Source organism: Saccharibacillus qingshengii (genome assembly GCF_013185195.1).
GTDB lineage: Bacteria > Bacillota > Bacilli > Paenibacillales > Paenibacillaceae > Saccharibacillus > Saccharibacillus qingshengii.
Genome location: NZ_JAAZWC010000001.1, coordinates 303734 through 327216 on the forward strand (window position 1 = coordinate 303734; position 23483 = coordinate 327216).

The window sequence follows — 23483 nt, forward strand, 5'->3', positions numbered from 1 at the left end:
CTCCCAGCCGATTAGATCTGTTCGGGTCCTTGCCCAGGACCCTCCGGAAGCTCAGGCTCCGGTTCTTCGGCTGCCGATTCTTCCAACAGCGGCAGCTTGACGCTGACCGTCGTGCCCACGCCGAGTTCGCTGGTCATCTCCAGCTGTCCTTCATGCAGCTCCACGAGCTGCTGGGTAATCGCAAGACCCAGACCCGTTCCTCCGCCCTGCGTATTCACCTGGAAGAAACGGTCTTTGACCCGCTTCAGATTCTCTTCGTCGATCCCGATCCCGCTGTCCTGCACCGCGGCACGAACCCAGCCGTCTTCGCGAGACAAATGCAGTACAATCACGGAACTTTCGTGCGAGAACTTCACCGCATTGTCGACGATGTTCAAGAACACCTGCTTCAGGCGGTTCGCGTCGCCGTAAACGGCAAACGACCCATCGTCCGCTTCCACGCGCAGCTGCACTTTTTTGAGTTCGGCTTTGGCCCAGACGTTCAGCACGATTTCTTTGAGCAGTTCTTTGAGTTCGACCCTTTTCATCGTCAGCTTCATCTCGTTCTGCTGCAGCTTCGAAAAGTCGAGCAGTTCTTCGACGAGCCCGATCAGGCGCTCCGTTTCTTTGGCGATGATTCCCATGCCGAGCCGGGTCTCGTCCGGATCGTAACCCCCGGAATCGAGCGTTTCGCTCCAGCCTTTGATCGAAGTGAGCGGCGTGCGAAGTTCGTGGGAGATCGAAGAAATAAAGTCGTCTTTGATCTGGTTGCTTCGCACAATTTCTTCGGCCATGTAGTTCAACGTGGAACCCATCTCGCCGAGCTCGTATCGATAATCGCCTTCGACCCGGACATCGAACCGGCCTTTGGCCATCTGCGCCGAAACGGCAATGATATTGTTGATCGGCCGCACGATCGAATTGGCCAATCCGATACTGACGATCAGCACGGTCACGAGCACCGCAGCGATAACCGCCATCGAGACCAGCGTGATCTCGGTCAGCCGCTGGTTGACTTTTTCGATCGAAGTAACGAAACGAGCCAGATAGACCTGTCCGCCTCCCTGCTGAAGAGTCGTGGTGACCGCCATAACGGGCTCGCCTGTCGTCGCCTGGCGCCCGATCCATTTGGCGGTACCGCCGGAAGCCAGCGCCTGCGGAATATCACTGGTCTGAACCGGCTTGTCGACTTCAAAGCCCGAAGAACTGATCTTGACGTCGCCTTTGCCGTCCAGGATTTGCAGCTCGGATTCCGGCAGCTTGAGCAGGCCCAGAATCTGGCTCAGATATTCTTCCTCGCTGTAATCGCTCGAATTGGTCGAGATCAGCGCACTTCGAACCGTTACATCGATATGGCTCGAAATCATGTTGTAGATCGTATCGTAGTAATAAGCCCGGATTGCAAACAGAAATACCACTTCCACGAGCATCAGCGCCAGGAAGATGACGATGAAATAGTGCAGCACAATCTGTCTGCCGATCCCTTTCTTGATCATTGACCCTGGCCTTTCCATTTATAGCCGTGCCCCCATACCGTCTGCAAGTATTCGGGCTCCGACGGATTGTCTTCGATCTTCTGGCGCAGCCGGCGAATATTGACATCCACGATCTTCGGATCGCCCATATATTCCTTGCCCCAGACGTGATCGAGCAGCACGTCCCGGCTGAGCGGCGTATTTTCTTTTTCAAGGAAAAACTGGATCAACGAAAACTCCGTCGGTGTAAGTTCGATCGCCTGGCTGTTCTTTTTGAACTGTTTGGAAATCAGATCAAGCTTGAACGGACCCGAATCGAACGTGACTTTGGCCGCGGTCTCCCGGTGTACATTGACGCGCCGGAGCAGCGAATGGATCCGCGCAATCAGTTCCGTCGGGCTGAACGGCTTGCTGACATGGTCGTCGGCTCCGACCGACAGCGCGTAGACTTTGTCTTGTTCCTGAACTTTGGCCGTCAGGAAAATAATCCCCATACGTTCGTTCGTTTCCCGGATTCGCCGGCACACTTCGAAACCGTCGATGCCCGGAACCATCACGTCGAGCAGCGCGATATCGATCCCCGGTTCCGTCTGCAAAATATGGAGCGCCTCGTTGCCTTCCGCGGCTTCGAGCACTTCAAATCCGTTGCGCTTCAAGTTGATGACAATAAAACTGCGGATCGATTCCTCGTCTTCCAAAATCAATACTTTACTCATGAGAATCTCCTTCCCGGACTTCCCTGCCGTTATATTTCATGGATGCGCACTCAAGTGGCCGGGGCGCCGGTTTTGCCGGCGGCCAGTTCGCCTTCCGGATTCACCCGGTACGCAATCACCTGGCTGCTTGTACTGTACAGCTTGATCCAGCCTTTTTCTTCGGATTCGTTTTGCCATTGGGCCGGGGTAAAGAACCGAACTTCCTCGAGCCATTTCCGGTCGTCGATCCGTACAAACTGCAGGTATTTATCGACCATGGATACCGTATTCAAGGTCACGTTACCCAACAGTTCCTGCGGAAACGGCGGCAGCGTAAATCGTCCGTTCGCATCGCGGTACTGTTCCCTGACCGGGGTCACGCCTTTGCTGCCGTCCCACTGCCCGTAGACCGTCAGGATCGGAATATCTTCCTTGTTCTTGAAATCGCTCCAGCCGTAAGGCGTCTTCAGCATGCTGATCTCGATAATGCCGTCTCCGTTCACATCTTCGCTTTTGACAAAGCCGTCTTTGAACGCCGCGTCTTCGCCCAGTACCGATTGCAAAATACCGTTCTTCATCATGACGACCTGGGTATAGGAACCCGCGCCGATCATAATATCGAGCACCACGCCGTTCTGATCTTTGGCCACTTCGCCTGCCGTTACATTGTAATAGCCCGTAACGGTCTTGTTGGGCAGAATCAGCGAAGAAAGTTCCTGGAAGTCGGTCCCCTGGTATTGATACACGCGGATCTCCGTTCCGATATTCGGCTTGAGATTGACCAGCACCAGTTCCTGAAGATTGTCCTTGTTCATATCGACCAGAGCGAATTCGGAATACGGCAGTTCGAGTTTGGTTCCCAAAATCTCGAGAGCCTGGCCCGCATACGAATAGACCATCAGCGTGCTGTTCGTACCGTTGGCCCCGTCTTCCCCATCCGCACCGTAACCGACGACGATATCGGTATAACCGTCGCCGGAGATATCCGTAAAGTCCAGCTTGTCGAGCTGCTGGCCTTTGCCTTCGATATCCAGCACATTCACCCAGGTGTCGCCCTGCTCCTGCAGGATCATCAGATGAATATTCCTTCCGTTTTCGACCGGCTTGTAAAAAACGACCGCTTCTCGTTTGCCGTCTCCATCAAGATCGGCGTAATGGACCGCCTGCGTATCCTCGGAATCCCGTGTACGCACCGCTGTCGCCCCCGCCGGAAGCTGCCGGTCGATAACGTTCTTGAGCACTTCCTTGTCCGCCGGAAGGCGCGGAGGCCGAATCAGCGACGTCGGGTCCGGCAGGGACAGCGTGTCGCTGCAGCCCGACAGAAGCAGCAGACCTGCCGCACAAGCCGCGCTCAACCACATTTTCTTCATGTATTCGCTCACTCTCTTCCGCTTGGGCCATTCTCTCTGTCGTTCGCTGCGCCGCATTCGGCTACAGCCGGCTTTTCTCCGCCATCGTCAACCGTCTTCCGCGAATATCGAGTACGATTTTGCCGTCTTCCATACTCCAGATCCGGTGTGCATGTCTCTCCGCCAACTCGATCGGAAGCACCGCAACCACGGTTGTTTCCTGCTTCTCGCACAAGTTCTTGAGCATGCCGAGCACGCTGTCGGCCGTCTGCGGGTCGAGCCCGATCACGGGTTCGTCCGCAAGCAGCACGTTCGCACCGTGAGCCAAAGCGCGCGCCGTTGCAATGCGCTGCTTCTCGCCTCCGCTCAGGCTGCCCGATTTCAATTTGGCTTTGTCCAGCAAACCAAACGATTCGATCATGTCCATGGCGCCCATATAATCGTCGGTACGCACCATTCCTGTGAAGCGACGCCAAGCCGGCGTCTGGCCGACCTGACCGATGAGCACGTTTTTCAGCGCGGTCCGGTTCGGGTCGAGATCCGGATTCTGCTGCAGATACGCCCATTCCCGCTGAATGCGTCTGCGGCCGGACCAGCCTGCTTTGAAGATGTCGAGATCATCCACGACGAACGTTCCGCCATCCCACTTTTCACGCAGAGCCAGGCAGCGCAGCAGCATACTTTTGCCGCTTCCGCTCGGTCCGACGATCGCCACGAATTCGCCGCGTACGAGATCGAAGTCTATCCCTTTGAGCACGGGTATCTTGTCGCTGCTTACGGTCTTTCTCAAACCTCTCACCTTGATCATTCGCCATCCGACTCCCCTGACTTGGTAAACTTGACTCCTCTAGTGTACCCCGAAACGCTTGCCTATTGCCACGTCAGGCGGCTTTTTTCTCGAACTTTTTCGCCTGTGTCCCCCGGAAAAAGAACCCCATCATCCCGAACAGCACATACGCGCCACCCATGATCCAGAACAGCAAAAAAGGAGAACCGTGCTGCATGCCGTAACCGCCGATCCCCGGTCCCGCCATACTGCCGATACTGAAATGGAAAGAAGCTACGACATTGGCGGACGGAATAAGACCCCGGGGAAGCAGGTCGGCGGCATAGGCCATCCCGAGCGAATAGAACGAACCGACCAATCCGCCGGCCACCAGGAACAGCGCAAGATTGGCCCACAGGTTGGTTCCGGCCAGCGGCACGAGCACAAACAGCAGTCCGCCGCAGATACCGGCCGCGATCAGGATCGGACGGCGTCCGAAACGGTCGCTGAGCATCCCAAGCGGAAGCTGGAGAATCAGCCCGCCTATTCCGATACAGAGCAGCAGCAGCGCAATGTCTTCTTTGGACAAGCCGATACGCAGCCCGTACACGGGGAAATTGCCGTTCAGCGAAGCTTCCATATAGCCGTACAGGAAAGCGGGAATCAGCGCAAACCAGGCATACCGGTAAATCCGCGGAAAACGTCCGAAGCCGGTCGAATGCTGGGCTTCGCGTTCCGGCCGATACTCGGGCAAATAGCGCAGAACCAGAATCAGCACAATCAGGAACAATACAGCCAGTCCCACAAACGGAACATAATCGCCGTAATCGACCAACCCGATTCCGAGCGGACCGATACTGAAGCCGATCCCGTAGGACATGCCGTAAAGCGACAGGTTGCGCCCGCGTTTCTCTGCCGGCGTCACCAGCAGCACCCAGAGCTGGGCCACATAATTCAGCGCGCTGTCTCCGGCCCCTACAATCATGCGGAGGACAAACCAGATTCCGATTCCCGGAATCAAAGGAAACAGCGGAAGGGCAATCATCACCATGACGAGACCGCCGATCAGCAGTTTCTTGAATCCGACAACGCCGACCAGGCGCTCGGCAGCCAGCGTCATGGCAAAAGAACCGATATAAAGCGCCGCCGAATTCAAGCCGTTGACCGAAGCGGAGACCCCCTGTTCCTCCAGCAAAATGGACAGCAGCGGCAGCAGCATGCCCTGGCTCAAACCCGCCATGACCACGACTCCGAGCAAAATATAATACGAATATTGGGAACGCGCAGACAACACAATCTTCCTTTCTCCGGGGGCACCCTTTCCGGGCTGCCGCAACCTCACTTAGTAGTGGACAAGTTCATGCGTAAACATACATAATAGGTTCAAAAGGCAAGGCGATGTTTGGTATAGGAGGTCATCGATTGAACAATTACGAGGTCAAAATCGACGTATCCGAGATTTACGAGCTGCTCGGAAGTTTTATGGTGCATATGACAAAAAAATGGCTCCCGAACCTCGATATCGGTGCAGGTTGGTCCGAAGAAGCCGAAGCGGGCATGCCTCACGAACTTCGGCAAAGATTCGCCGAAGCGAATGAATGGCCGTTTCTCGATTTCGACGCCTTGTATGCCCTGGTCATCGAACGCGAAGAAGGCGAAGACATTCCGGTGTTCCTCGACCGTCTTCTCGCCGAACCGGCGGAACGCCTGCTCGAGCGCATTTCTCCGCAGCTCCCTCTGCTGACGCAGGCGGACATGTCACGCATTCAGCGCGACTACACGCCCCTGCTGAAATCATGGTATACTTATTACTTCAAGGATATCCGGGATTCCATCCTTCCGCTGATCGAAGAAGACGCGGCGGAGAAGCGCGAGCTGCTGCTCAAGATGGATGCCAGTGCCCTCGTCGAATACGCATCGGGCGGCCTTGTTGTCGAGACTCCGCTGGATCTGAAGACGGTCATTTTGTTCCCGACCGTGCATAATCGGCCGATGAATACGTACTGCTTTTACCAGAACGTGCTGCTGATCCAGTATCCGGTCGATGTGCCGGAAGCGGAAGAAGACGAACCACCGACCGTACTGCTGCGTATGACGCGCGCTTTGGCTATGCCCGACCGCCTCAAAATGCTGCGTTACGTCGCCGACCAGCCGCGTTCCCTGCTTGAAATGGAACGGGACCTCGGACAACCGGCCGAAGCGCTTAAACACCATATGGTGCTGCTGCGAACCGCGGGACTGCTGCGCACGCATATCGGCGAACAATCCAACGAAAAATTCAGCATACGTCCCGACGGGGCATCGGAACTGCAAATGTTTCTGGAATCGTATCTTCGCCTTTGACCGAATTCTTCGAAATCACAGCACCGATCCCTGTCGCGGTTTTCCAAAGGAGTGAATCTTCCCGTGACAGGAACCTGCAAGCAGCATCTGATTTTTGATCTGGACGACACGCTCGTCTACTGCAACAAATACTTCGATAAGATTCTGGACGAGTTCTTCACCCGCATGACCGGCTGGTTTGCCGATTTCGGCCTTACGACCGAGCAGGTTCGCCAAAAGCAGCTCGAGATCGATATTGCCGGCGTACATGTAGTCGGATTCGCGAGCCATCATTTCCCCGAGTCTCTCATTGCGACTTACCGCTATTTCGCCGACGCCTACAAACGGATCGGCAGCAGCGCCGAAGAAGCTTTCTTGATGAAACTCGGACTCAGCGTTTACGATCAGGAAGTCGAAGCGTATCCGGGTATGGTCGAAACCCTCGAATCCCTTCGCAGCGAAGGACATGCCCTGTATCTGTACACAGGCGGCGAAGACCGTATTCAACAGCGCAAGATCGACCAGATGAAACTGGGTACGTATTTCGGCAGCGATATCTTTATCCATCAGCACAAAAACGTACAGGCGCTGGAAAGCATCCTGCGCGCGAAGTCGCTGCCCCGCCCTTCGACCTGGATGATCGGCAATTCGCTCCGTACCGATATTGCCCCCGCGCTGAGCGCCGATATCCACGCCGTCTACCTTAAGCAGGAACGCGAGTGGGCCTACAATATGATCGAGCTGAATGAATCGTCCAAAGGCACTCTGCACACTGTGGCCAAACTGCCCGAAGTGCCTCAACTGATCGAACGCTTCACATCCTCTTCTCTTCAAAAACGGACCCTCTAAAGGGTCCGTTTTTGATTATTGTCCCGATTTGGCTTTATCCGTTTTCTCTGACCGATCCGCAAACCGAAAATCGAGTTTCTTCTGTTCCGCATTCCAGGCGAGCGCCGCGTCGAAACTTTTTTCTCCTTTTTTGAATCCTTTGAGCATTAGGGTCTGCCCTTTGTCCAAAAGGCGTTTGACCTGGGTACCGGAGATCGCTTTGCCCAAGATCTTTTTGGAAACGGTAAATCCGCAGTCCGGATAACCCGTGCAGCCATACAACTTCTTCTTATCGACCACCGGTCTGCCGCAGATCGGACATGCGCCCAGTTCCGGCGATCCTCCGCGCGCTTCCCGCTGGCCTTCCGCCGCAGGTTGGCCGCCGCTTCGACCGTAGGCTGGACGTTCTTCGCTTTTGGGCAGTTCGACCGTAAACGTCCAGTCTTTCTCGGCCGCTACCGCGTCGGATACGATCTTCTGCGCCAGACGCTGTGCCTGTTCCATAAAAGCTTTCGGCGACTCCTGACCCTGCCCGATCTCGCCGAGCCGCTGCTCCCACTTCGCCGTCATCTCGGCCGAAGCCAGTACGCTTTCTCCCAGCGCTTCGACCAGTACCGTCCCTTTGTTTGTCGCGTAAACCATATTCTTGCGCACTTCGATATATTGACGGTCTTTCAGTCCTCCGATGATGCCTGCGCGCGTCGCTTCCGTTCCCAAACCCTCGGTGCGCTGAAGCACTTTCTCCAGTTCGGCATTGTCCAGATGCTTGCCGGCCGTCTTCATCAAGGTAATGAGCTGTCCTTCCGTATAGCGTTTCGGCGGCTGCGTCTTGCCTTCTTTGACCTGAACGTCGGCTGTGCGGCCGGTATCGCCTTTTTGGACGGGAGGCAGGACGGACAAGTCTTCTTCGTCGTCTTCTTTCTCGCTTTTGTCGTCTTCTTTGCCGGATTTTGGCTTTTTCTTGGGCGTATTGTCGTACAGCACTTTACGCCAGCCTTCCTGGACGATCACTTTGCCTTTGGTCATAAAAGGATCCAGCCCGTTCACCAGCGTCACCAAATTCGTATAATCGATAATCGCTTTCTCTTCATGTGCCGCAATCAGCCGCTTGGCAATCAGCAGATACAAATTGAGCGCCATGCCTTGAAGTTTGCCCGGCGGCGGAACCTGTTCGGTCGGAATAATCGCATAGTGATCGCCGACTTTGGAGGCGTTCACGTACCGCTTGTTGCCGATCAGCGTCGGTTTGGAAGCGGGCAGGAACGGTTTCAGCTCCTGGAATCCTTCAAGCTTTTTCAAAATATCCGGGAACTGTTTGGCTTCTTCGTCCGTGACATAGGCCGAATCCGAGCGCGGGTAAGAGATAAAACCGTCCAGATAAAGCTGCTGGAGGGAGCTTAACGTATCCTGCGGCGAATATTTAAAAATCTGGTTGGCCGATGCCTGCAGCGAAGACAAAGAGAACAGCTGCGGCGGTTGAAATTCTTTGCGTTCCGTTTCGATCGAATCGACTACGGCCTCTTTGCCTTCGCAGCGCGAACGGATCGCTTCCGCTTCTTCCGGCGTTTTCAGACGCGTTTCTTCTCCTTTGAACCAGGTTCCTTCATACTCCGCGCCGTGGATTGCAAATTTGGCTTTGACTTCCCAGAACGGCTCCGTTTTGAAATTGGAAATCTCTTTCTCCCGGGCTACGATCAGAGCCAGTGTCGGACTTTGCACGCGCCCCGTAGAAAATACGCCCTGGACCCCCCGACGCTGGAACAGCAGCGAGTAGACGCGTGAACCGTTCATGCCGACGAGCCAATCGGCGCAGGAACGGCTGACCGCTTCGTAATACAAATTCCGCGTTTCGATCTCTTCTTTGAGATTGGCAAATCCCTGCTCGACCGCGCGCGGCGTCAGCGAAGAAATCCATAGCCGCTTCATCGGTTTCTTCACTCCGCTGAGCTGGATTACGATCCGTACGATATATTCGCCTTCACGCCCGGCATCGCTCGCGATAATGATCTCTTTGACTTCGGGCCGCTTCAACAAATCGTTCAGCAGATTGAACTGTTTGGCTTTTGACGGCGTGACCCGATGTTTGAACTTGCCCGGCAGAATCGGCAGTCGATCCAGACTCCAGCGTTTGTAGCCCGGGTCGTATTCTTCGGGCGGTACAAGCTCGCAAATATGCCCAACCGCCCAACTGACATAAGCCCCGTCCGGAAACGCGGGGCATTTGTCGATCACGATATACCCTTGCGTTTTTCTATGTTTGAACGGTGCCGCCAGCTTGGCTCCCTGGTCGGGCTTTTCCGCAATAATAAGCTGCAAGTCAATCTCCTCCTGTGGGTAAAGCAAGCAAAAGGCCGGGAGTCTTCTTCCCGACCTGCCTGGTCACGTTTCTGCGTACGAACATCCGAATATTTATTTTAGCATGCGGCCATTTTTTTCGCTACCGACAAACGGTTTGCGGAAGCGGCGAAACGCGGAAAAGAAGCATGAAAAAGGCCGCACCTCAGGTGCGGCCTTTTGGTATTCGGCTTTTCGGAAAAACGATTATACGAGCACCGTAGCTCCCATAAGGAACTTATCTACTTCGCGTGCCGCTTCCCGGCCTTCGTTAATCGCCCAAACGACCAGACTTTGTCCGCGGCGCATATCGCCAGCGGCAAACACTTTGTCGGCATTGGTCTTGTACTCGCCGTATTTGGCTTTGACGTTTGTCCAGCGGTCCGTTTGCAGTTCCAACTGCTGGGCCAGCGTCTGCTCCGGTCCGTCGAAGCCGATCGCGATCAACGCCATCTGAGCCGGGAACACCCGCTCCGTGCCTTCGATCGGCGCGTAAATTTTACGTCCGTTTTCATCGACGATCCGCTGAATTTGTACGGTATGCAGTTCTTTCAGGTTGCCTTCTTCGTCTCCTACGAACTTGGTCGTCATGATGGAGAATTCGCGCGGATCGTCGCCGAACATCGCTTTGGCTTCTTCCTGTGCATAATCGAGCGTATAGACATTCGGGAACTGCGGCCAAGGATTGGCCAGCATATCGCGCTCCATCGGAGCTTTGGCATGCGTACCGAACTGGGTGATCGTACTGCAGCCGTGACGCAGGGAGGTCGCTACACAGTCCGATCCGGTATCGCCGCCGCCGATCACGATGACGTCTTTGCCGGCAGCCGAAATGTATTCGCCGTTTTCCATATTGGAATCGAGATAACTTTTGATCGTTCCGTTCAGGAAGTCCATCGCATACGTGACGCCTTTGAGATGGCTGCCTTCAATATTGAATTCACGCGGTTTCGTTGCACCGCCGCAAAGTACGACAGCGTCATATTCGTCAGTCAGCTGCTGGGCCGGAATATCTTTGCCGATTTCCGTCGAAGTCACAAAAGTGATGCCTTCGGCCGCCAGCAGATCCACGCGGCGCTGCACGATATCTTTTTCAAGTTTCATGGATGGAATTCCGTAAGTCAGCAGGCCGCCGACCCGGTCCGAACGTTCGTAGACCGTGACGTAGTGACCGGCTTTGTTCAACTGGGCCGCACAAGCCAGACCTGCAGGTCCGGAACCGACTACGGCTATTTTTTTGCCTGTACGATTCTTCGGCGGCTCGGGTTGTACCCAACCTTCGGCGAATCCTTTTTCAATAATCGCTTCCTCGATCGTCTTGATCGTTACCGGCTGTCCGATCAAACCGACCGTACAGGAACCTTCGCAGGGAGCCGGACAGATTCTGCCGGTGAATTCCGGGAAGTTATTCGTTTTGTGCAAACGTTCGAGCGCTTCTCTCCATTGTCCCCGGTACACCAGATTGTTCCACTCCGGAATCAGGTTGTGTACCGGACAGCCGGAAGTTCCGCCCGTCATATTGACGCCCACATGGCAGTATGGCGTTCCGCAGTCCATGCATCTTGCTCCCTGCGTACGCAGTTCTTCTTCCGACATATGTTTATGGAATTCTTCCCAATCCTTGATCCGCTCAAGCGGGCTGCGGTCCGCCGGCAGCTGACGCTTATATTCCATAAATCCAGTAGGTGTAGACATCGAACGTTTCCCCCATCCGCATAAGTTCTCGATTTTTATTCTCTATTTTAGCGCAAAACATATATTTCAACTATATTATCATTTTTCATACGCTTTTTAAAATAGATTATACGGAATTTAATTTGCATTTTCTGCAGTACGTTCGTAAATTTCGAAAACATGCCGATATACGTTCTTCTCGTCGACCATTCCTTCCCGGGACTCGGTAAGCGACCATACACTCCAATCGACTTCCGGAAAGCGGGTATCCCCTTCAAACGTTTCCTGCACCCGGGTCAGACGCAGACGGTCGGCCAAAGGCAGGAACAGCTCATAAATCTGCGAACCGCCGATCACCATGATCTCCGCTCCGACCGCAGCCGCAAGCGCTTCTTCGGGCGTATGCACGACCACCGCTCCTTGCGCTTCATAAGAAGCCTCGCGGGTCAGCACGATATTCACCCGGTCTTTGAGCGGCCTGGAACCGAACGACTCCCACGTCCTGCGTCCCATCACCACCGGCTTGCCCAGCGTCTCGCGCTTGAAGTACGCCATATCGGCCGGAAGGCGCCAAGGCAGATCATTATCCCTACCGATCAGTCCATTGAGGTCCTGCGCCCAAATCAGCGTAACCTGTGGCATAACGCTTCCCTCCTCTATACGGCAATCGGCGCTTTGATGCCCGGCTGCGGGTTGTAATTTTCGAATTCGAAATCTTCATACCGGTAATCAAAGATCGAATCGGGCTTGCGCAGAATTCGAAGCTGCGGCAGTTCGCCCGGCTCGCGTTCGAGCTGGGTACGGACCTGCTCGATATGATTGGAATAAATATGGACATCGCCGCCCGACCAGATGAATTCTCCGACTTCGAGTCCGCACTGCTGGGCGATCATATGAGTAAGCAGCGAATAGCTGGCAATATTAAAAGGCAGACCGAGGAACGTATCCACGGAACGCATCGTCAGCATACACGACAATTTGCCGTCCGCCACATAAAATTGGAACAGCAGATGGCAGGGAGGCAGCTTCATATTGTCGATCTCGGCTACGTTCCAGGCACTGACGATATGACGCCGGGAATCAGGGTTGTGCTTGATCGAATCGATCACCTGAGAAATCTGGTCGATCTTCCGGCCGTCTGGCGTTTCCCAAGCGCGCCACTGCGAACCGTAGACCGGTCCCAGCTCCCCATTTTCATCGGCCCATTCGTTCCAGATCCGCACGCCGTTTTCCTGCAAATAGCCGACATTGGTTTCTCCTTTGAGGAACCACAGCAGTTCATGCACGATCGACTTCAAGTGGAGTTTTTTGGTGGTCAGCAGAGGAAATCCTTCCTGCAGATCAAACCGAAGCTGGCGGCCGAACACCGATACCGTACCGGTTCCGGTACGATCTCCTTTTTCCGTACCGTGATCCAAAATATCCTGCAGCAAATCCAAATATTTACGCAAAAAAAGTCACCTCTGTTCCAGGGTGTCCACGTTGTACCCGCAGCGCCGCCCTTATTCGTCATTCTTATTTTGTAAAGCCGAAAGCAAATGCTCGTTCGTCTAGTTTATCATGTTCGCCGCAAAAAAGAATAGACTTTACTCTTCAGAAAAAGAGGAAATCGGCAGCAAAATTCACCGGGCCGCGTCCCGAACTTTTGGAAGCAGACATGAAAAAGCGGACGCCCGGAGGCGCCCGCTTTGTTCGGACAAAATTCGGTGAGTAAGAATGAAAATACGAATCCGAACTTTGAGTTTATTTTGTTGGAGCCGTGAATTAACGTTTCTTAGGAGCGATCGCATGGATCGGGTTGCCCAGAACCAGCTCGGCTGCTTCCATCACGATTTCGCCCAGTGTAGGGTGAGCGTGAATAGTCAGAGCCAGATCTTCCAAGGTAGCGCCCATTTCGACAGCAAGACCCATTTCGGCGATCATGTTCGTGGCTTCAAGACCAACGATTTGGCTGCCCAATACGACGCCGGTGCTTTCTTCGGCTACGATCTTGACGAAGCCTTCCGGATGGTTCAGCGATACCGCACGGCCGTTGCCGCCATAGCTGAACTTGCCCGCTACCACATTGAAGCCTTTTTCTTTGGCTTCTTTTTCAGTAAGGCCGACGCTCGAGCATTCCGGATCCGTGAAGACCACGGCAGGCATGCACTTGTAATCGACGACGGATGCATGGCCGGCAATCGCTTCAGCCGCCACTTTACCTTCGTACGAAGCTTTGTGCGCCAGTGCCAGACCCGGTACGATATCGCCGATTGCGAAGATGTGCGGGATATTCGTACGGCCCTGTTGGTCGACTTTGATCAGACCGCGCTCGTCGAGCTCGATTTCGATCATGTCCAGGCCCAGTTCGCCGTCCGTGTTTGGACGACGGCCTACGGTTACGAGCAGGTAGTCAGCCGTGATTTCTTTGCTTTCTCCGCCGACGGAGAATTTCACGGTAACGTCTGTGTCCGTTTGCGTTGCGCTCTCGGCTTTGGCATTCGCATGAATTTCAATGCCGTTTTTCTTCATGGTTTTCGACACGAGGTTGGTCATGTCTTTATCGAAACCAGGCAGAACCGTGTCCAGACCTTCGATGATCGTCACTTTCGTGCCGAACTTCGCATACATCTGACCCAGCTCGGCACCGATATAACCGCCGCCGATTACGACGAGGCTTTTCGGAATTTCAGGCAGGTTCAGTGCTTCGGTCGAAGACAAGATGCGTCCGCCGAACGGGAAAGGCTTCAATTCGATCGGGCGGGAACCCGTCGCGATGATGCAGTTCTTGAAACGGTAGCGCGGCGATTCGTGATCGTTGAACACGCGCGCTTCGTTTTGGTTGATGAACATGCATTCGCCGTTGAAGACTTCAACGTTGTTGCCTTTCAGCAGTCCGCTTACGCCGTTTGTCATTTTCTTGACAACGCTGTTCTTGAATTCCTGAGTTTTGGCAAAGTCGACTTTGACGTCGCTTGCCGTAATACCGAAAGCTTCGCCGTGCAGCGCGTTTTCGTAGCTGTGCGCAGCCGAGATCAAAGCTTTGGAAGGAATACAACCGCGGTTGAGGCAGACACCGCCGAGCTCGGCTTTGTCCACGATCAGAACCTTTTGTCCCAGTTGAGCGGCGCGGATGGCGGCTACATAGCCGCCGGGTCCCGCACCGATTACCAATGTGTCAATATCCAGGGAAGCGTCTCCTACTACCATTGTTTATACCTCCATTACCATCAGCTCGGGATTAGCGAGCAGGGATTTAAGATAGTTCATGCAATTTTGTGCAGTAGCGCCGTCGATAAGACGGTGGTCGAAGCTCAGGGACAATGCCATCATTGGAGCAGCTACGATTTCGCCGTTTCTTACAATGGCTTTTTCGCTGATGCGGCCCGTTCCGAGGATTGCCACTTCCGGATAGTTGATGATCGGAGTGAAGAACATACCGCCTGCGGAACCGATATTCGTGATGGAGATCGTGCTGCCTCTCATCTCGTTCGGAGCAAGCTTGCCGTCGCGGCCGCGTTTGGCCAGATCGCTGATCGATTCCGCGATCTTGAACACGCTCTTGCGGTCGGCGTCTTTGACAACCGGTACGATCAGACCGTTCTCGGTGTCTGTCGCAATCCCGATGTCATAATGTTTTTTGTAGACGATTTCGTTAGCCACTTCGTCGATCGAAGCGTTCAGAGCCGGGAATTCGCGTACTGCGGCAACCAGAGCCTTGACGATGAATGGCAGGTAAGTAACCTTGATGCCTTTCTTCTCGGCCAGCGGTTTCATGCGGGTACGGAAAGCGACCAGTTCAGTTACGTCGACTTCGTCCATGATGGTAACGTGCGGAGCCGTGTAGGCCGATTTGACCATCGCGTTCGAGATGGCTTTACGGATTCCTTTGAACGGTACACGTTCTTCGTCGGCAGCGGCAGACGATGCGGCCGGAGCGGATGCTGCAGCCTTGGCTGGAGCTTCGGCTTTCGCGGCAGCCGGAGCTTCCGCAGTCGCAGCAGCGGCTGGAGCGGATGCAGCAGCTGGGGCTTGTCCGCCGTTTTTCTTGAAGTTCTCTACGTCTTCACGCGAGATTTTGCCGTTTTTGCCTGTGCCTTGAACTTGGCTCAGGTCGACGCTTTCTTCGCGGGCGAACTTGCGCACGCTTGGCGTTGCCAATACTTCACGGCTCGAAGCCGATGCAGGAGCGGCTGCCGGGGAAGTTGCGGTCGGAGCTTTCGCTTCGGCTGCCGGAGCGGATTCTTCGATCATTTCCGAACCTTCCGGCATTTCGCCTTCTACCGCAATGATCGCTACGATATCGCCAACGTGATGAACTTCTCCGTCGGCTACGCGGACTTCGAGCACTGTGCCGTTTACCGGACAAGGAACTTCGACGACCGCTTTATCGTTTTGTACTTCCATGATGATATCGTCGTCGGTGACTTTGTCTCCGGCTTTGATATGCATCTTGACGATTTCGCCTTCATGCAGGCCTTCGCCAAGTTCAGGGAACTTGTAAGCAAACTTGTTGCTTGCGGAACCCTGCGAAGAAGCGCCCTGCGATTCCGAAGGATCCGCTGTTGCCGGCGACGACTTCGTGTCCACTCCACCTACTGCCGCGTTCGCTTCCTGAGCCGCATCCGCTTGAGGACCCGGTGCTGTTTCTTCCGAACCTTCAGGCAGTTCGCCTTCGGCTTCGATGATCGCGATGATGTCGCCCACATGGTGAACTTCACCGTCTGCAGCGCGAACTTCAAGTACCGTACCGTTTACCGGACAAGGAACTTCCACGACCGCTTTATCGTTTTGTACTTCCATGATGATATCGTCGTCGGTGACTTTGTCCCCGGCTTTGATATGCATTTTGACGATTTCGCCTTCATGCAGGCCTTCGCCAAGTTCAGGGAATTTATATTCAAATTTTGCCACGTTGCACTACCTCCTTCTGGATATTACGAATTAGAATTCGAGAACTTTCTTCACGTTTGCGATAATGCGTTCCGGAGTCGGCAGCCATGCATCCTCGATTTGCGCAAATGCGTAAACCGTATCCGGAGGAGTCACGCGAAGGACTGGAGCTTCCAGGTGAAGAATAGCTTTTTCGTTAATTTGAGCGATGACTTCAGCGGCTACGCCGGCTGTTTTTTGGGCTTCCTGAACGACGATCGCGCGATTCGTTTTCTTGACCGAAGCCAAGATCGTATCGATATCAAGCGGGTTGAGGGTACGAAGGTCGATGACTTCGGCCTTGATGCCTTCTTTTTCAAGCTGATCGGCGGCTTTGACGGAAGTGTGTACACACATGCCGTAAGTCAGGATCGTAACGTCCGAACCTTCGCGAACGATATTCGCTTTGCCCAGCTCGACCGTGTATTCGCCTTCCGGCACTTCGGCGCGGAATGCATGGTACAAGTTCAAGTGTTCCATGAAGAAGACCGGGTCGTTATCGCGGATCGCGGAGATCAGCAGGCCTTTTGCATCGTAAGGGTTCGAAGGAACCACCACTTTGATACCCGGGCTTTGAACCAGCAGGCCTTCGAGTGCATCCGTGTGCAGCTCAGCCGCTTTTACGCCGCCGCCGAAAGGCGTACGGAATACGATCGGCGAGTTGTAACGGCCGCCCGAACGGTAACGCATACGCGCCGCTTGAACGATCATTTGGTCGAGAGCTTCGAAGATGAAGCCGACGAACTGAATTTCTGCGATCGGACGGAAACCTTGTACGCCCAGACCGACAGCCATACCGCCGATTGCGGATTCAGCCAGCGGCGTATCGAATACGCGCTCGTCGCCGAATTCTTTTTGCAGTCCTTCCGTTACCCGGAATACGCCGCCGACGTTACCCACGTCTTCGCCGAAGATGAGCACGTTCGGATCGCGTTTCAGTTCCACGCGCATTGCGTCGCGGATTGCTTCTTTCATATTCATTTGTGCCATTGCTACATTTCCTCCTTAACGTTACGTTCAATAGAATACCGCTCTATGTTCATGTGAATCTTGTTTGCGCAGGTAAAAGGTTCGGTGGAGCGCTCTTGAAGACCGCTCCGCCGGAACCGATTCTTTTACTGGAATTCCGCTTTTTGCTCTTCCAGGTGTTTAGGTGTATGTTCGAACATGGAATCGATCAGGCCGGAAACGGTCATTTTGTCCGTTTTCTCAGCCTTTTTGATTTGCTCGGCTACGGTTTCTTTGGCTTCCGCTCTTACGCGTTCCGTATCTTCGGCTGTCCAAAGTCCTTTTTTCTCCAGGTATTTCGCAAGACGGGTAATCGGGTCCTTCTCGCTCCATTGTCCTTCTTCTTCTTTCGTCCGGTACTTCGAAGTATCGTCGGAAAGGGAGTGCGGCTTGAAACGGTAAGTGACGGCTTCGATCAGCGTTGCACCTTCGCCATTACGTCCGCGTTCTGCAGCGTCTTGAACCGATTTGATAACGGCCAGAACATCCATGCCGTCGACTTTTACGCCTTTGATGCCTGCGGCAATCGCTTTGTGGGCGATCGACAGGGCAGCGGTTTGCTTCGCGAACGGAGTCGTGATCGCATAGCCGTTGTTTTGTACGAAGAAGATTACAGGCAGTTTGAATACGCCGGCGTAGTTCAGGCCTTCGTAGAAATCGCCTTCCGACGAACCGCCGTCACCCGTATAGGTGATTGCGACTTGTTTTTGTTTTTTGAGCTTGAAGCCCATCGCGATCCCCATCGCGTGCAGGATCTGCGCGCCGATGATGATCTGAGGCATCAGAACGTTTACGCCTTCCGGAATCTGTCCGCCGTGCTGATGACCGCGGGAGTACAGGAATGCTTGATACAGCGGAAGTCCGTGCCATACGAGCTGCGGAATATCGCGGTAGCCCGGGCAAACGAAATCTTCTTTTTGCAGGGCGAATTCGCTGCCGACCATCGTTGCTTCTTGACCGGATACCGGTGCATAGAAACCAAGACGTCCTTGGCGGCCCAGGTTGATTGCTCTTTCATCCCAAGTCCGGGTAAATACCATCCGACGCATAACTTCTTTCAGTTGATCGTCAGTCAATTCTGGCATCAATGCTTCGTTAACAATTTCGCCATCCGGCGAAAGAACGGAAAGAGCCTCGACTTCTTCCGTATACACTTCATAAGGAACCTTGCTCATTGTTTTCACCTCAATAAAAAATTTGAATATCTTGGCCCTCTGTTATATCATTATTATACACCTGTTCTATACTCGCGTCAAAGAAATTAAGCATAATTGTTCAGGGATTTCTCGACTTGTATATATAACAGGTCATTAATATTCATATAACAAGAAACACTAATTTGAACATTTTACGGTTTTTCATCCGCACAGACCCAATCTTACCGCATTCGCGGCCGCCGTGTAAAGCGCATGCAAAACGGACGGCAATACGTATAAAAGGAGACAGTTTCCATGACCGATTCCCGTTATCTCAAACGTACCATTGTGAAAGAAGTCATTGCCAGTACCTTTTTAAATGAAGAGAGAACCCTGCGCATCTATCTGCCCCCGGGTTACAACGAAGTGCTCAGCTATCCGGTCGTATACTGCCAGGACGGCGAGGAGTTTTTCAACTTTGGACGAATCGCCACTTACGCCAATCAGCTCATCCTTGACGAAGGAGCGGAACCTTTCATTATAGTGGGCATTGAAGTGGATGTGAAAAAGCGGACTGCCGAATATGCACCTTTCGGAAATCTGCACGAAGCGTATACCCGGTGCGTGGCGGAAGAAATTATTCCTTTCGTCGAGCAGAAGTATCGGGCCCGGAGCGACGAACGCATTCTGGCCGGAGATTCGCTGGGCGGATCCCTGTCTTTGCATCTGTCCCTGCTCTACCCCGGCGAATTTCCCCGCATAATCAGCTTGTCCGGCGCTTTTTACGAAGAGTCCCAGGAGATTCTGGCCCGCACGGCCAATCTGGATTGGCTGAACGTATACATGATTGTAGGGCTGCAGGAAAATGAATACGAGACGGATCACGGCATATTCGACTTCGTCGATCTCAACCGCCGCACGCGCGATCTGCTGCTTGAGCGCGGAGCGACAGTCCGTTATTCGGAGAAGGAAGGCAAGCATTTGTGGGGATTTTGGCAAAAAGAACTTCTGGACGCACTTAAGTATTTTTTAACCGTTTAAGCGCTCTCTTACGCGTATTTTTTTGTCAATCCTGCAAACTTGTTTGGCGTCAAACGGGAACGCTGCCGCAATCAAGCTTCAAAGCATCTATTCACGTCTTCTGCCGGGTATTGCCGAGAGCGGCAGACGCGCGAAATTCATTGTAAGCCCCGCCCTGCGTCCGCTATACTGATACCCGTAGGGCGGCGATGCAAGCGTCAGCCTATTTCCAAATCGAGAAAGGAGGCGGAACCTTCCTATGAATGACAAACGTGTCGTTATTGTCTCCGGAGGCGCATGGACAGACGACTATCTCAATCATATACGCCCCGGCGATCTGCTGATCGGCGCCGACCGCGGAGCACTTCTCCTGATTGAACACGGCCTTCGTCCCGATATCGCGGTAGGCGATTTCGATTCGGTCTCGGGCGAAGACGTGGAGCGCATTCGGGCTTCGAGCGGCCGTATCGACTCCTGCGATCCCGTCGACAAGAATTATACGGATACGGAGCTTGCCTTCGAGCTGGCATTGAACGAACGCCCGTCGGAAATCGTCATGCTCGGCGTTACCGGCGGACGGATGGATCATACGCTCGCCAACGTGCAGCTGCTGATCCGCGCGCTTCGCCATCAAGTCGTCTGCACCATTCGCGACCGCAACAACTATATTCGGCTGACCGGCAGTCATCTGGTCGTGGAAGAACGTGGATTTACATACGTTTCCCTGATTCCGGCTACCATGGAAGTCAGCGGAGTCACGCTGGAAGGGTTCGAATACCCGCTGCAGAATGCGACTCTTCGTCAAGGGCAATCGCTGTCCGTCAGCAACAAACTTGCGGGCCCGACCGGCACCGTCACGATCGAAAGCGGCCTGCTGCTCGTGATCCAGAGCCGGGATTGAACCTGCGCAGACTCGGCCTCACTTCTCTTACGCAGGCCGTGCGCCCTCTTTTGTTCCGCAGCAAAAACAAACGCGCAGCCCTCTACCGCAATGCGGCACAGGGCTGCGCGTTTTGCACGTTTTCTGTTCCGGAGCGCAGCCCCAAAAAGAATCCGTAGACCATCGGCGCCGATTCGGTATATATTCTTACTTGAGGGCTGCGTTCGGAACTTATCAAGATCCGCCCTGTTTCCACCATTTATTTATTTTCTCTCATAGAAGGGCGGATCTTATGGATATCGGAAGCAAACTGCGCTATCTGCGCAAAGCTCGTCACCTCTCCTCGGTTGAATTGGCGTACCGCGCCAATGTCTCCCAATCCTCAATCAGCGATATCGAATGCAATCGGCGATCTCCCAGACTCAACACCCTGAGCAGCCTCAGCCGCGCACTGGGCATTCCTCTGTCCGAACTTCTCCCGATCGACGACCTGCTTGAACATCCGTTAAAAGAAAATGAACGTGCGGTACTCGAACTGTTCAACCGCTTGAACGAACCCCAACAGCATCATCTGCTTGAACTGCTGCGCAGTTTTGAGAGTGGACGCAGTAAGTGAATCCCTGACGGGCTTTCCCCAAATTCCGATCCCATTTCGCTCTTTACCCTTGCTTGTTTATCTTCGGACAGGGAAGTATCCCGAACGCGCAGCTTCTTTCTCGCTTTCAAAACGTTCTTCGATCTTGGCAGGCAGCTCGGCTGGATTCCGCGAGTAGTATTTGATTCCCGTCTTTGGATCCGCGGACGCATAGACCATTTTCTTTTTTGTAAGACGTCCTCCGGCAAATGAGTAATCGTTATACTGCTGATCGCCGACCGGTATTCCCTGCAGAAAAGCCACAAAGCCGATATCGTCAATGCCGTTGTCCCACTCCTCACCGGAAATCTGCGGCAGCGTGAATACGTAATCGATCCCGTAACGTGCGGCGTAACGGTTATGCCGGTTGATCGTGTAAGCCAGGTCGCTTTGTATCGCGTTAATAATCGTCTGCCGCCGGACACTTTCGAACAATTCCGCATCGCGCAGCAGAGGGATCTGTAACGTATCGGCCAGTTCGCTTCGAGGTCCCTGCACCCAACGGCCGGAAACGCGATCGAAGCACTTCACAAATCCGTCCAGAGAAAACTGCACCGTATTGTTTTGGGTATCCGAGTAGGTGTAAGGCTTTTTCGGAGACCATACCTCTCTCATCTGTGCTTGTCCATGATCATCAACAAAAGATTCCGTAGCATAGATAGAGTATCCGTCATAATCGATTACGGCGATTGCGGGAACATATCCGGCAAGTGCGCCAATAGCTACCGGATCCCCATCGATATTAAAATTCAGCGCAAGCGTCCGGTAGAACGTCTCGGCCGCACGTTCTTTGTTGGCGCGAAAAAACTTCCTCGATCCGTACCCGGGCTCAAAATCCTGGTCCACCGTCTCGTTCAATACATAAGCCGCATCCTGAATAGCCGTCTTCATCATCATATTGTACCGGTCTGTAAGACGCTGGGCCCGATCCTGGTCCTCGAGATGCATGGAAGCAATCTGGAACAGCGGATAAAAAATAAGAACGAACACAATCGCAAAGCTAGTAATCTTCATTGAGAACCATTCCTTCGTAGTTCATCATGACCGATGCCGCATCTTCCGTGTTGTCATGGACAAGAAAATCCCACAGCTGCACCGCGGCGGTTCGATTGACGTTTTTTAACCGGATGCCGATGTAATCGCCTACCTGCATCTTGTAAATACGGGAATCGTCTTCGGGCGGTGCATCGTTATCCGGAAACAGGATGGGAAGAATCTGTTCGTTATAGAACCCGTCATAAAACGTCGTAAAACTGTTTTGGAACGTATCGGCGCGCGCGGGATCGCTGTAATCGGGGTTGTACTTTTTGTGCAGATGCTCCAGTTCCACTTCATATTGATTGCCGGTTGCAGCCAGCTGCGCATTAAACTCTTCGTACATCTGCGGAGTCAGAACCCCTTTGGTGCGCGCGCTGTCGACAAAACGAGCGGCGGCCCCTTGGACGATACTGCCGGCGATTTTGTCCTGGCTTCTCGCCTGTTCGTACATCGGATACATAAACAGCAGCAGAACGGCCAGCAGGGCGGCGAATATGCCGGTTACATATTTCATCTTTCAGCCCCTAAATACGATTTTGATCAGATATCCGGAAATATCCCGCATATAGACCGCACGATAGATTTTGCTCGAATCGACTAGAGCCGGATTCAGGTCTTCATAGTCCATGCTGCGCGAATAAAGAAGACCGTCGACCTCAATGTCGGCGTCGAGTTCTTCGATATTCCGGATCATGCACACAATCTGCGCCGCGCTGTACACTTCGCTTTCGGGAGCATCCAGCTTGGCCTTGACTTTGCTGTCGTTATTTTCATTTACGCGATAAAGCAGGCGGGTCCCTCCGTCGATCGCATGCACGACTTCCGCCGCATAGGTACAAGCGCCGATGAACAAAAAGAACACCGCCGCCAGCATCATAAAGCTTTTTGCGTTTCCCATATCTTCCCCCGTAAGCGTGGGTCCCCGGCATTACCGGAGAACCAACGCTTCTGTTCGGATTTTATTTGGCTTGGGTAAAGATGATTCCGCGTACCATGTTGTTGGCATCGCGTACAATAGACGATTTGAATTTCCCCGACGGATTGATAAAGTTGTTGTCCGCTTCGTTCAGAGCCGGGCTCAGGTTCGTGTTCTTGTCTTCCCCCGTGATCACGCCGGTCGTTTGGTTGAACTGGCTGCCGTAATAAGTCGCGCCGCCTTTGCCGGTCAGTACGTAAACGCCAAACTGCGCATCATTATTGTATTGGCGAACGGCGTTCATGACCTGGCTGCCGGATAGCGTCGTATTTTCGTAAATATTGAATCGGGTCTGCGAGAGCTGCGTCTGAATCGTCGAAAACTGCGTCTGCCCTTCCTTGGCCGCATCCTGCGAAGAAATAAAGATGACAACCACCGTCGTAATCAGCGCGAGCGTAAGAAAAATACCGGCAGCCAGTTTCAATCCCGAAGTTGCATTGCTTCCCATAATAAATAAT

Annotated in this window: 22 protein-coding genes; 5 read left to right on the top strand and 17 right to left on the bottom strand. The window is 53.6% G+C overall.

Going from position 1 to position 23483, the window contains the following annotated elements; all coding sequences use genetic code 11:
* Positions 1–11 precede the first annotated feature (11 nt).
* The 5 genes from HRQ60_RS01375 to HRQ60_RS01395 form a co-directional block, all read right to left on the bottom strand.
* Entirely contained in the window at positions 12–1475 is a 1464-nt protein-coding gene (locus HRQ60_RS01375; RefSeq protein WP_172193842.1) for a sensor histidine kinase, read from the bottom strand.
* Entirely contained in the window at positions 1472–2170 is a 699-nt protein-coding gene (locus HRQ60_RS01380) for a response regulator transcription factor (protein ID WP_172193843.1), read from the bottom strand. Before HRQ60_RS01380 ends, HRQ60_RS01375 begins: the two co-directional genes overlap by 4 nt.
* A 50-nt stretch (positions 2171–2220) precedes the next feature.
* Complete coding sequence (locus HRQ60_RS01385; protein WP_172193844.1) at positions 2221–3519, bottom strand: hypothetical protein; 1299 nt, start codon at positions 3517–3519, stop codon at positions 2221–2223.
* Between the two features lie 61 nt (positions 3520–3580).
* Positions 3581–4306 (bottom strand): phosphonate ABC transporter ATP-binding protein, encoded by a 726-nt coding sequence (locus HRQ60_RS01390; RefSeq protein WP_172193845.1) that lies wholly within the window; start codon positions 4304–4306, stop codon positions 3581–3583.
* Between the two features lie 73 nt (positions 4307–4379).
* The gene (locus HRQ60_RS01395) at positions 4380–5555 is read right to left on the bottom strand and encodes an MFS transporter (protein WP_246280995.1); all 1176 of its coding nucleotides are present in this window, start codon (positions 5553–5555) and stop codon (positions 4380–4382) included.
* A 107-nt stretch (positions 5556–5662) separates the two neighbouring features.
* Between HRQ60_RS01395 and HRQ60_RS01400 the strand changes: the two genes are divergently transcribed.
* Both HRQ60_RS01400 and HRQ60_RS01405 read left to right on the top strand, forming a co-directional pair.
* On the top strand, positions 5663–6607 hold the full coding sequence (locus tag HRQ60_RS01400) for an ArsR/SmtB family transcription factor (RefSeq protein ID WP_172193846.1): 945 nt from the start codon (positions 5663–5665) through the stop codon (positions 6605–6607).
* A gap of 63 nt (positions 6608–6670) precedes the next feature.
* Positions 6671–7435 carry an HAD family hydrolase gene (locus HRQ60_RS01405; protein WP_172193847.1) on the top strand — a complete coding sequence of 255 codons (765 nt, stop codon included), beginning with the start codon at positions 6671–6673 and terminating at the stop codon, positions 7433–7435.
* 15 nt (positions 7436–7450) lie between these two features.
* Here the strand turns inward: HRQ60_RS01405 and HRQ60_RS01410 are convergent, their stop codons facing one another.
* The 8 genes from HRQ60_RS01410 to pdhA form a co-directional block, all read right to left on the bottom strand.
* On the bottom strand, positions 7451–9730 hold the full coding sequence (locus HRQ60_RS01410; RefSeq protein WP_172193848.1) for a type IA DNA topoisomerase: 2280 nt from the start codon (positions 9728–9730) through the stop codon (positions 7451–7453).
* A 225-nt stretch (positions 9731–9955) separates the two neighbouring features.
* The gene (locus HRQ60_RS01415; RefSeq protein WP_172193849.1) at positions 9956–11443 is read right to left on the bottom strand and encodes a glutamate synthase subunit beta; all 1488 of its coding nucleotides are present in this window, start codon (positions 11441–11443) and stop codon (positions 9956–9958) included.
* A 117-nt stretch (positions 11444–11560) separates the two neighbouring features.
* Complete coding sequence (locus HRQ60_RS01420; protein ID WP_172193850.1) at positions 11561–12064, bottom strand: dihydrofolate reductase; 504 nt, start codon at positions 12062–12064, stop codon at positions 11561–11563.
* Between the two features lie 14 nt (positions 12065–12078).
* Complete coding sequence (locus tag HRQ60_RS01425; protein ID WP_172193851.1) at positions 12079–12873, bottom strand: thymidylate synthase; 795 nt, start codon at positions 12871–12873, stop codon at positions 12079–12081.
* Between the two features lie 313 nt (positions 12874–13186).
* On the bottom strand, positions 13187–14611 hold the full coding sequence (gene lpdA, locus HRQ60_RS01430) for a dihydrolipoyl dehydrogenase (protein ID WP_172193852.1): 1425 nt from the start codon (positions 14609–14611) through the stop codon (positions 13187–13189).
* A gap of 3 nt (positions 14612–14614) precedes the next feature.
* On the bottom strand, positions 14615–16315 hold the full coding sequence (locus tag HRQ60_RS01435; RefSeq protein WP_172193853.1) for a 2-oxo acid dehydrogenase subunit E2: 1701 nt from the start codon (positions 16313–16315) through the stop codon (positions 14615–14617).
* Between the two features lie 30 nt (positions 16316–16345).
* Positions 16346–17323: an alpha-ketoacid dehydrogenase subunit beta gene (locus tag HRQ60_RS01440; RefSeq protein ID WP_172193854.1), complete on the bottom strand. Its 978-nt coding sequence runs from the start codon at positions 17321–17323 to the stop codon at positions 16346–16348.
* A 125-nt stretch (positions 17324–17448) separates the two neighbouring features.
* Positions 17449–18516, bottom strand: a complete 1068-nt coding sequence (pdhA, locus tag HRQ60_RS01445; RefSeq protein ID WP_172193855.1) for a pyruvate dehydrogenase (acetyl-transferring) E1 component subunit alpha — start codon at positions 18514–18516, stop codon at positions 17449–17451.
* Positions 18517–18792: 276 nt separating this feature from the next.
* Here pdhA and HRQ60_RS01450 point away from each other — a divergent pair, with 276 nt between their 5' ends.
* The 3 genes from HRQ60_RS01450 to HRQ60_RS01460 all read left to right on the top strand — a co-directional run bounded on the left by HRQ60_RS01450 (position 18793) and on the right by HRQ60_RS01460 (position 20993).
* Positions 18793–19518 (top strand): alpha/beta hydrolase, encoded by a 726-nt coding sequence (locus HRQ60_RS01450; protein ID WP_172193856.1) that lies wholly within the window; start codon positions 18793–18795, stop codon positions 19516–19518.
* Between the two features lie 238 nt (positions 19519–19756).
* Positions 19757–20398: a thiamine diphosphokinase gene (locus tag HRQ60_RS01455; RefSeq protein ID WP_172193857.1), complete on the top strand. Its 642-nt coding sequence runs from the start codon at positions 19757–19759 to the stop codon at positions 20396–20398.
* A gap of 271 nt (positions 20399–20669) precedes the next feature.
* Positions 20670–20993: a helix-turn-helix domain-containing protein gene (locus HRQ60_RS01460; protein ID WP_172193858.1), complete on the top strand. Its 324-nt coding sequence runs from the start codon at positions 20670–20672 to the stop codon at positions 20991–20993.
* A 57-nt stretch (positions 20994–21050) separates the two neighbouring features.
* Here the strand turns inward: HRQ60_RS01460 and HRQ60_RS01465 are convergent, their stop codons facing one another.
* From HRQ60_RS01465 to HRQ60_RS01480, 4 genes are all read right to left on the bottom strand, one after another.
* The gene (locus HRQ60_RS01465; protein WP_172193859.1) at positions 21051–22025 is read right to left on the bottom strand and encodes a hypothetical protein; all 975 of its coding nucleotides are present in this window, start codon (positions 22023–22025) and stop codon (positions 21051–21053) included.
* On the bottom strand, positions 22012–22563 hold the full coding sequence (locus HRQ60_RS01470; RefSeq protein WP_172193860.1) for a hypothetical protein: 552 nt from the start codon (positions 22561–22563) through the stop codon (positions 22012–22014). Before HRQ60_RS01470 ends, HRQ60_RS01465 begins: the two co-directional genes overlap by 14 nt.
* Before the next feature lie 3 nt (positions 22564–22566).
* A complete protein-coding gene (locus tag HRQ60_RS01475; protein ID WP_172193861.1) occupies positions 22567–22947 on the bottom strand; it encodes a hypothetical protein in 381 nt (126 codons plus the stop codon).
* A 61-nt stretch (positions 22948–23008) separates the two neighbouring features.
* Positions 23009–23473, bottom strand: coding sequence for an ABC transporter permease (locus tag HRQ60_RS01480; RefSeq protein WP_172193862.1), 465 nt, complete (start codon positions 23471–23473; stop codon positions 23009–23011).
* Between the last annotated feature and the right edge of the window lie 10 nt (positions 23474–23483).

Coding starts and splice junctions, on each gene's coding strand:
- pdhA (WP_172193855.1), bottom strand. CDS start 18,516: ATGAGCAAGGTTCCTTATGAAGTGTATACGGAAGAAGTCGAGGCTCTT.
- HRQ60_RS01400 (WP_172193846.1), top strand. CDS start 5,663: ATGTTTGGTATAGGAGGTCATCGATTGAACAATTACGAGGTCAAAATC.
- HRQ60_RS01460 (WP_172193858.1), top strand. CDS start 20,670: ATGGATATCGGAAGCAAACTGCGCTATCTGCGCAAAGCTCGTCACCTC.
- HRQ60_RS01455 (WP_172193857.1), top strand. CDS start 19,757: ATGAATGACAAACGTGTCGTTATTGTCTCCGGAGGCGCATGGACAGAC.
- HRQ60_RS01420 (WP_172193850.1), bottom strand. CDS start 12,064: ATGCCACAGGTTACGCTGATTTGGGCGCAGGACCTCAATGGACTGATC.
- HRQ60_RS01480 (WP_172193862.1), bottom strand. CDS start 23,473: ATGGGAAGCAATGCAACTTCGGGATTGAAACTGGCTGCCGGTATTTTT.
- HRQ60_RS01390 (WP_172193845.1), bottom strand. CDS start 4,306: ATGATCAAGGTGAGAGGTTTGAGAAAGACCGTAAGCAGCGACAAGATA.
- HRQ60_RS01470 (WP_172193860.1), bottom strand. CDS start 22,563: ATGAAATATGTAACCGGCATATTCGCCGCCCTGCTGGCCGTTCTGCTG.
- HRQ60_RS01375 (WP_172193842.1), bottom strand. CDS start 1,475: ATGATCAAGAAAGGGATCGGCAGACAGATTGTGCTGCACTATTTCATC.
- lpdA (WP_172193852.1), bottom strand. CDS start 14,611: ATGGTAGTAGGAGACGCTTCCCTGGATATTGACACATTGGTAATCGGT.
- HRQ60_RS01415 (WP_172193849.1), bottom strand. CDS start 11,443: ATGTCTACACCTACTGGATTTATGGAATATAAGCGTCAGCTGCCGGCG.
- HRQ60_RS01385 (WP_172193844.1), bottom strand. CDS start 3,519: ATGAAGAAAATGTGGTTGAGCGCGGCTTGTGCGGCAGGTCTGCTGCTT.
- HRQ60_RS01450 (WP_172193856.1), top strand. CDS start 18,793: ATGACCGATTCCCGTTATCTCAAACGTACCATTGTGAAAGAAGTCATT.
- HRQ60_RS01380 (WP_172193843.1), bottom strand. CDS start 2,170: ATGAGTAAAGTATTGATTTTGGAAGACGAGGAATCGATCCGCAGTTTT.
- HRQ60_RS01440 (WP_172193854.1), bottom strand. CDS start 17,323: ATGGCACAAATGAATATGAAAGAAGCAATCCGCGACGCAATGCGCGTG.
- HRQ60_RS01465 (WP_172193859.1), bottom strand. CDS start 22,025: ATGAAGATTACTAGCTTTGCGATTGTGTTCGTTCTTATTTTTTATCCG.
- HRQ60_RS01475 (WP_172193861.1), bottom strand. CDS start 22,947: ATGGGAAACGCAAAAAGCTTTATGATGCTGGCGGCGGTGTTCTTTTTG.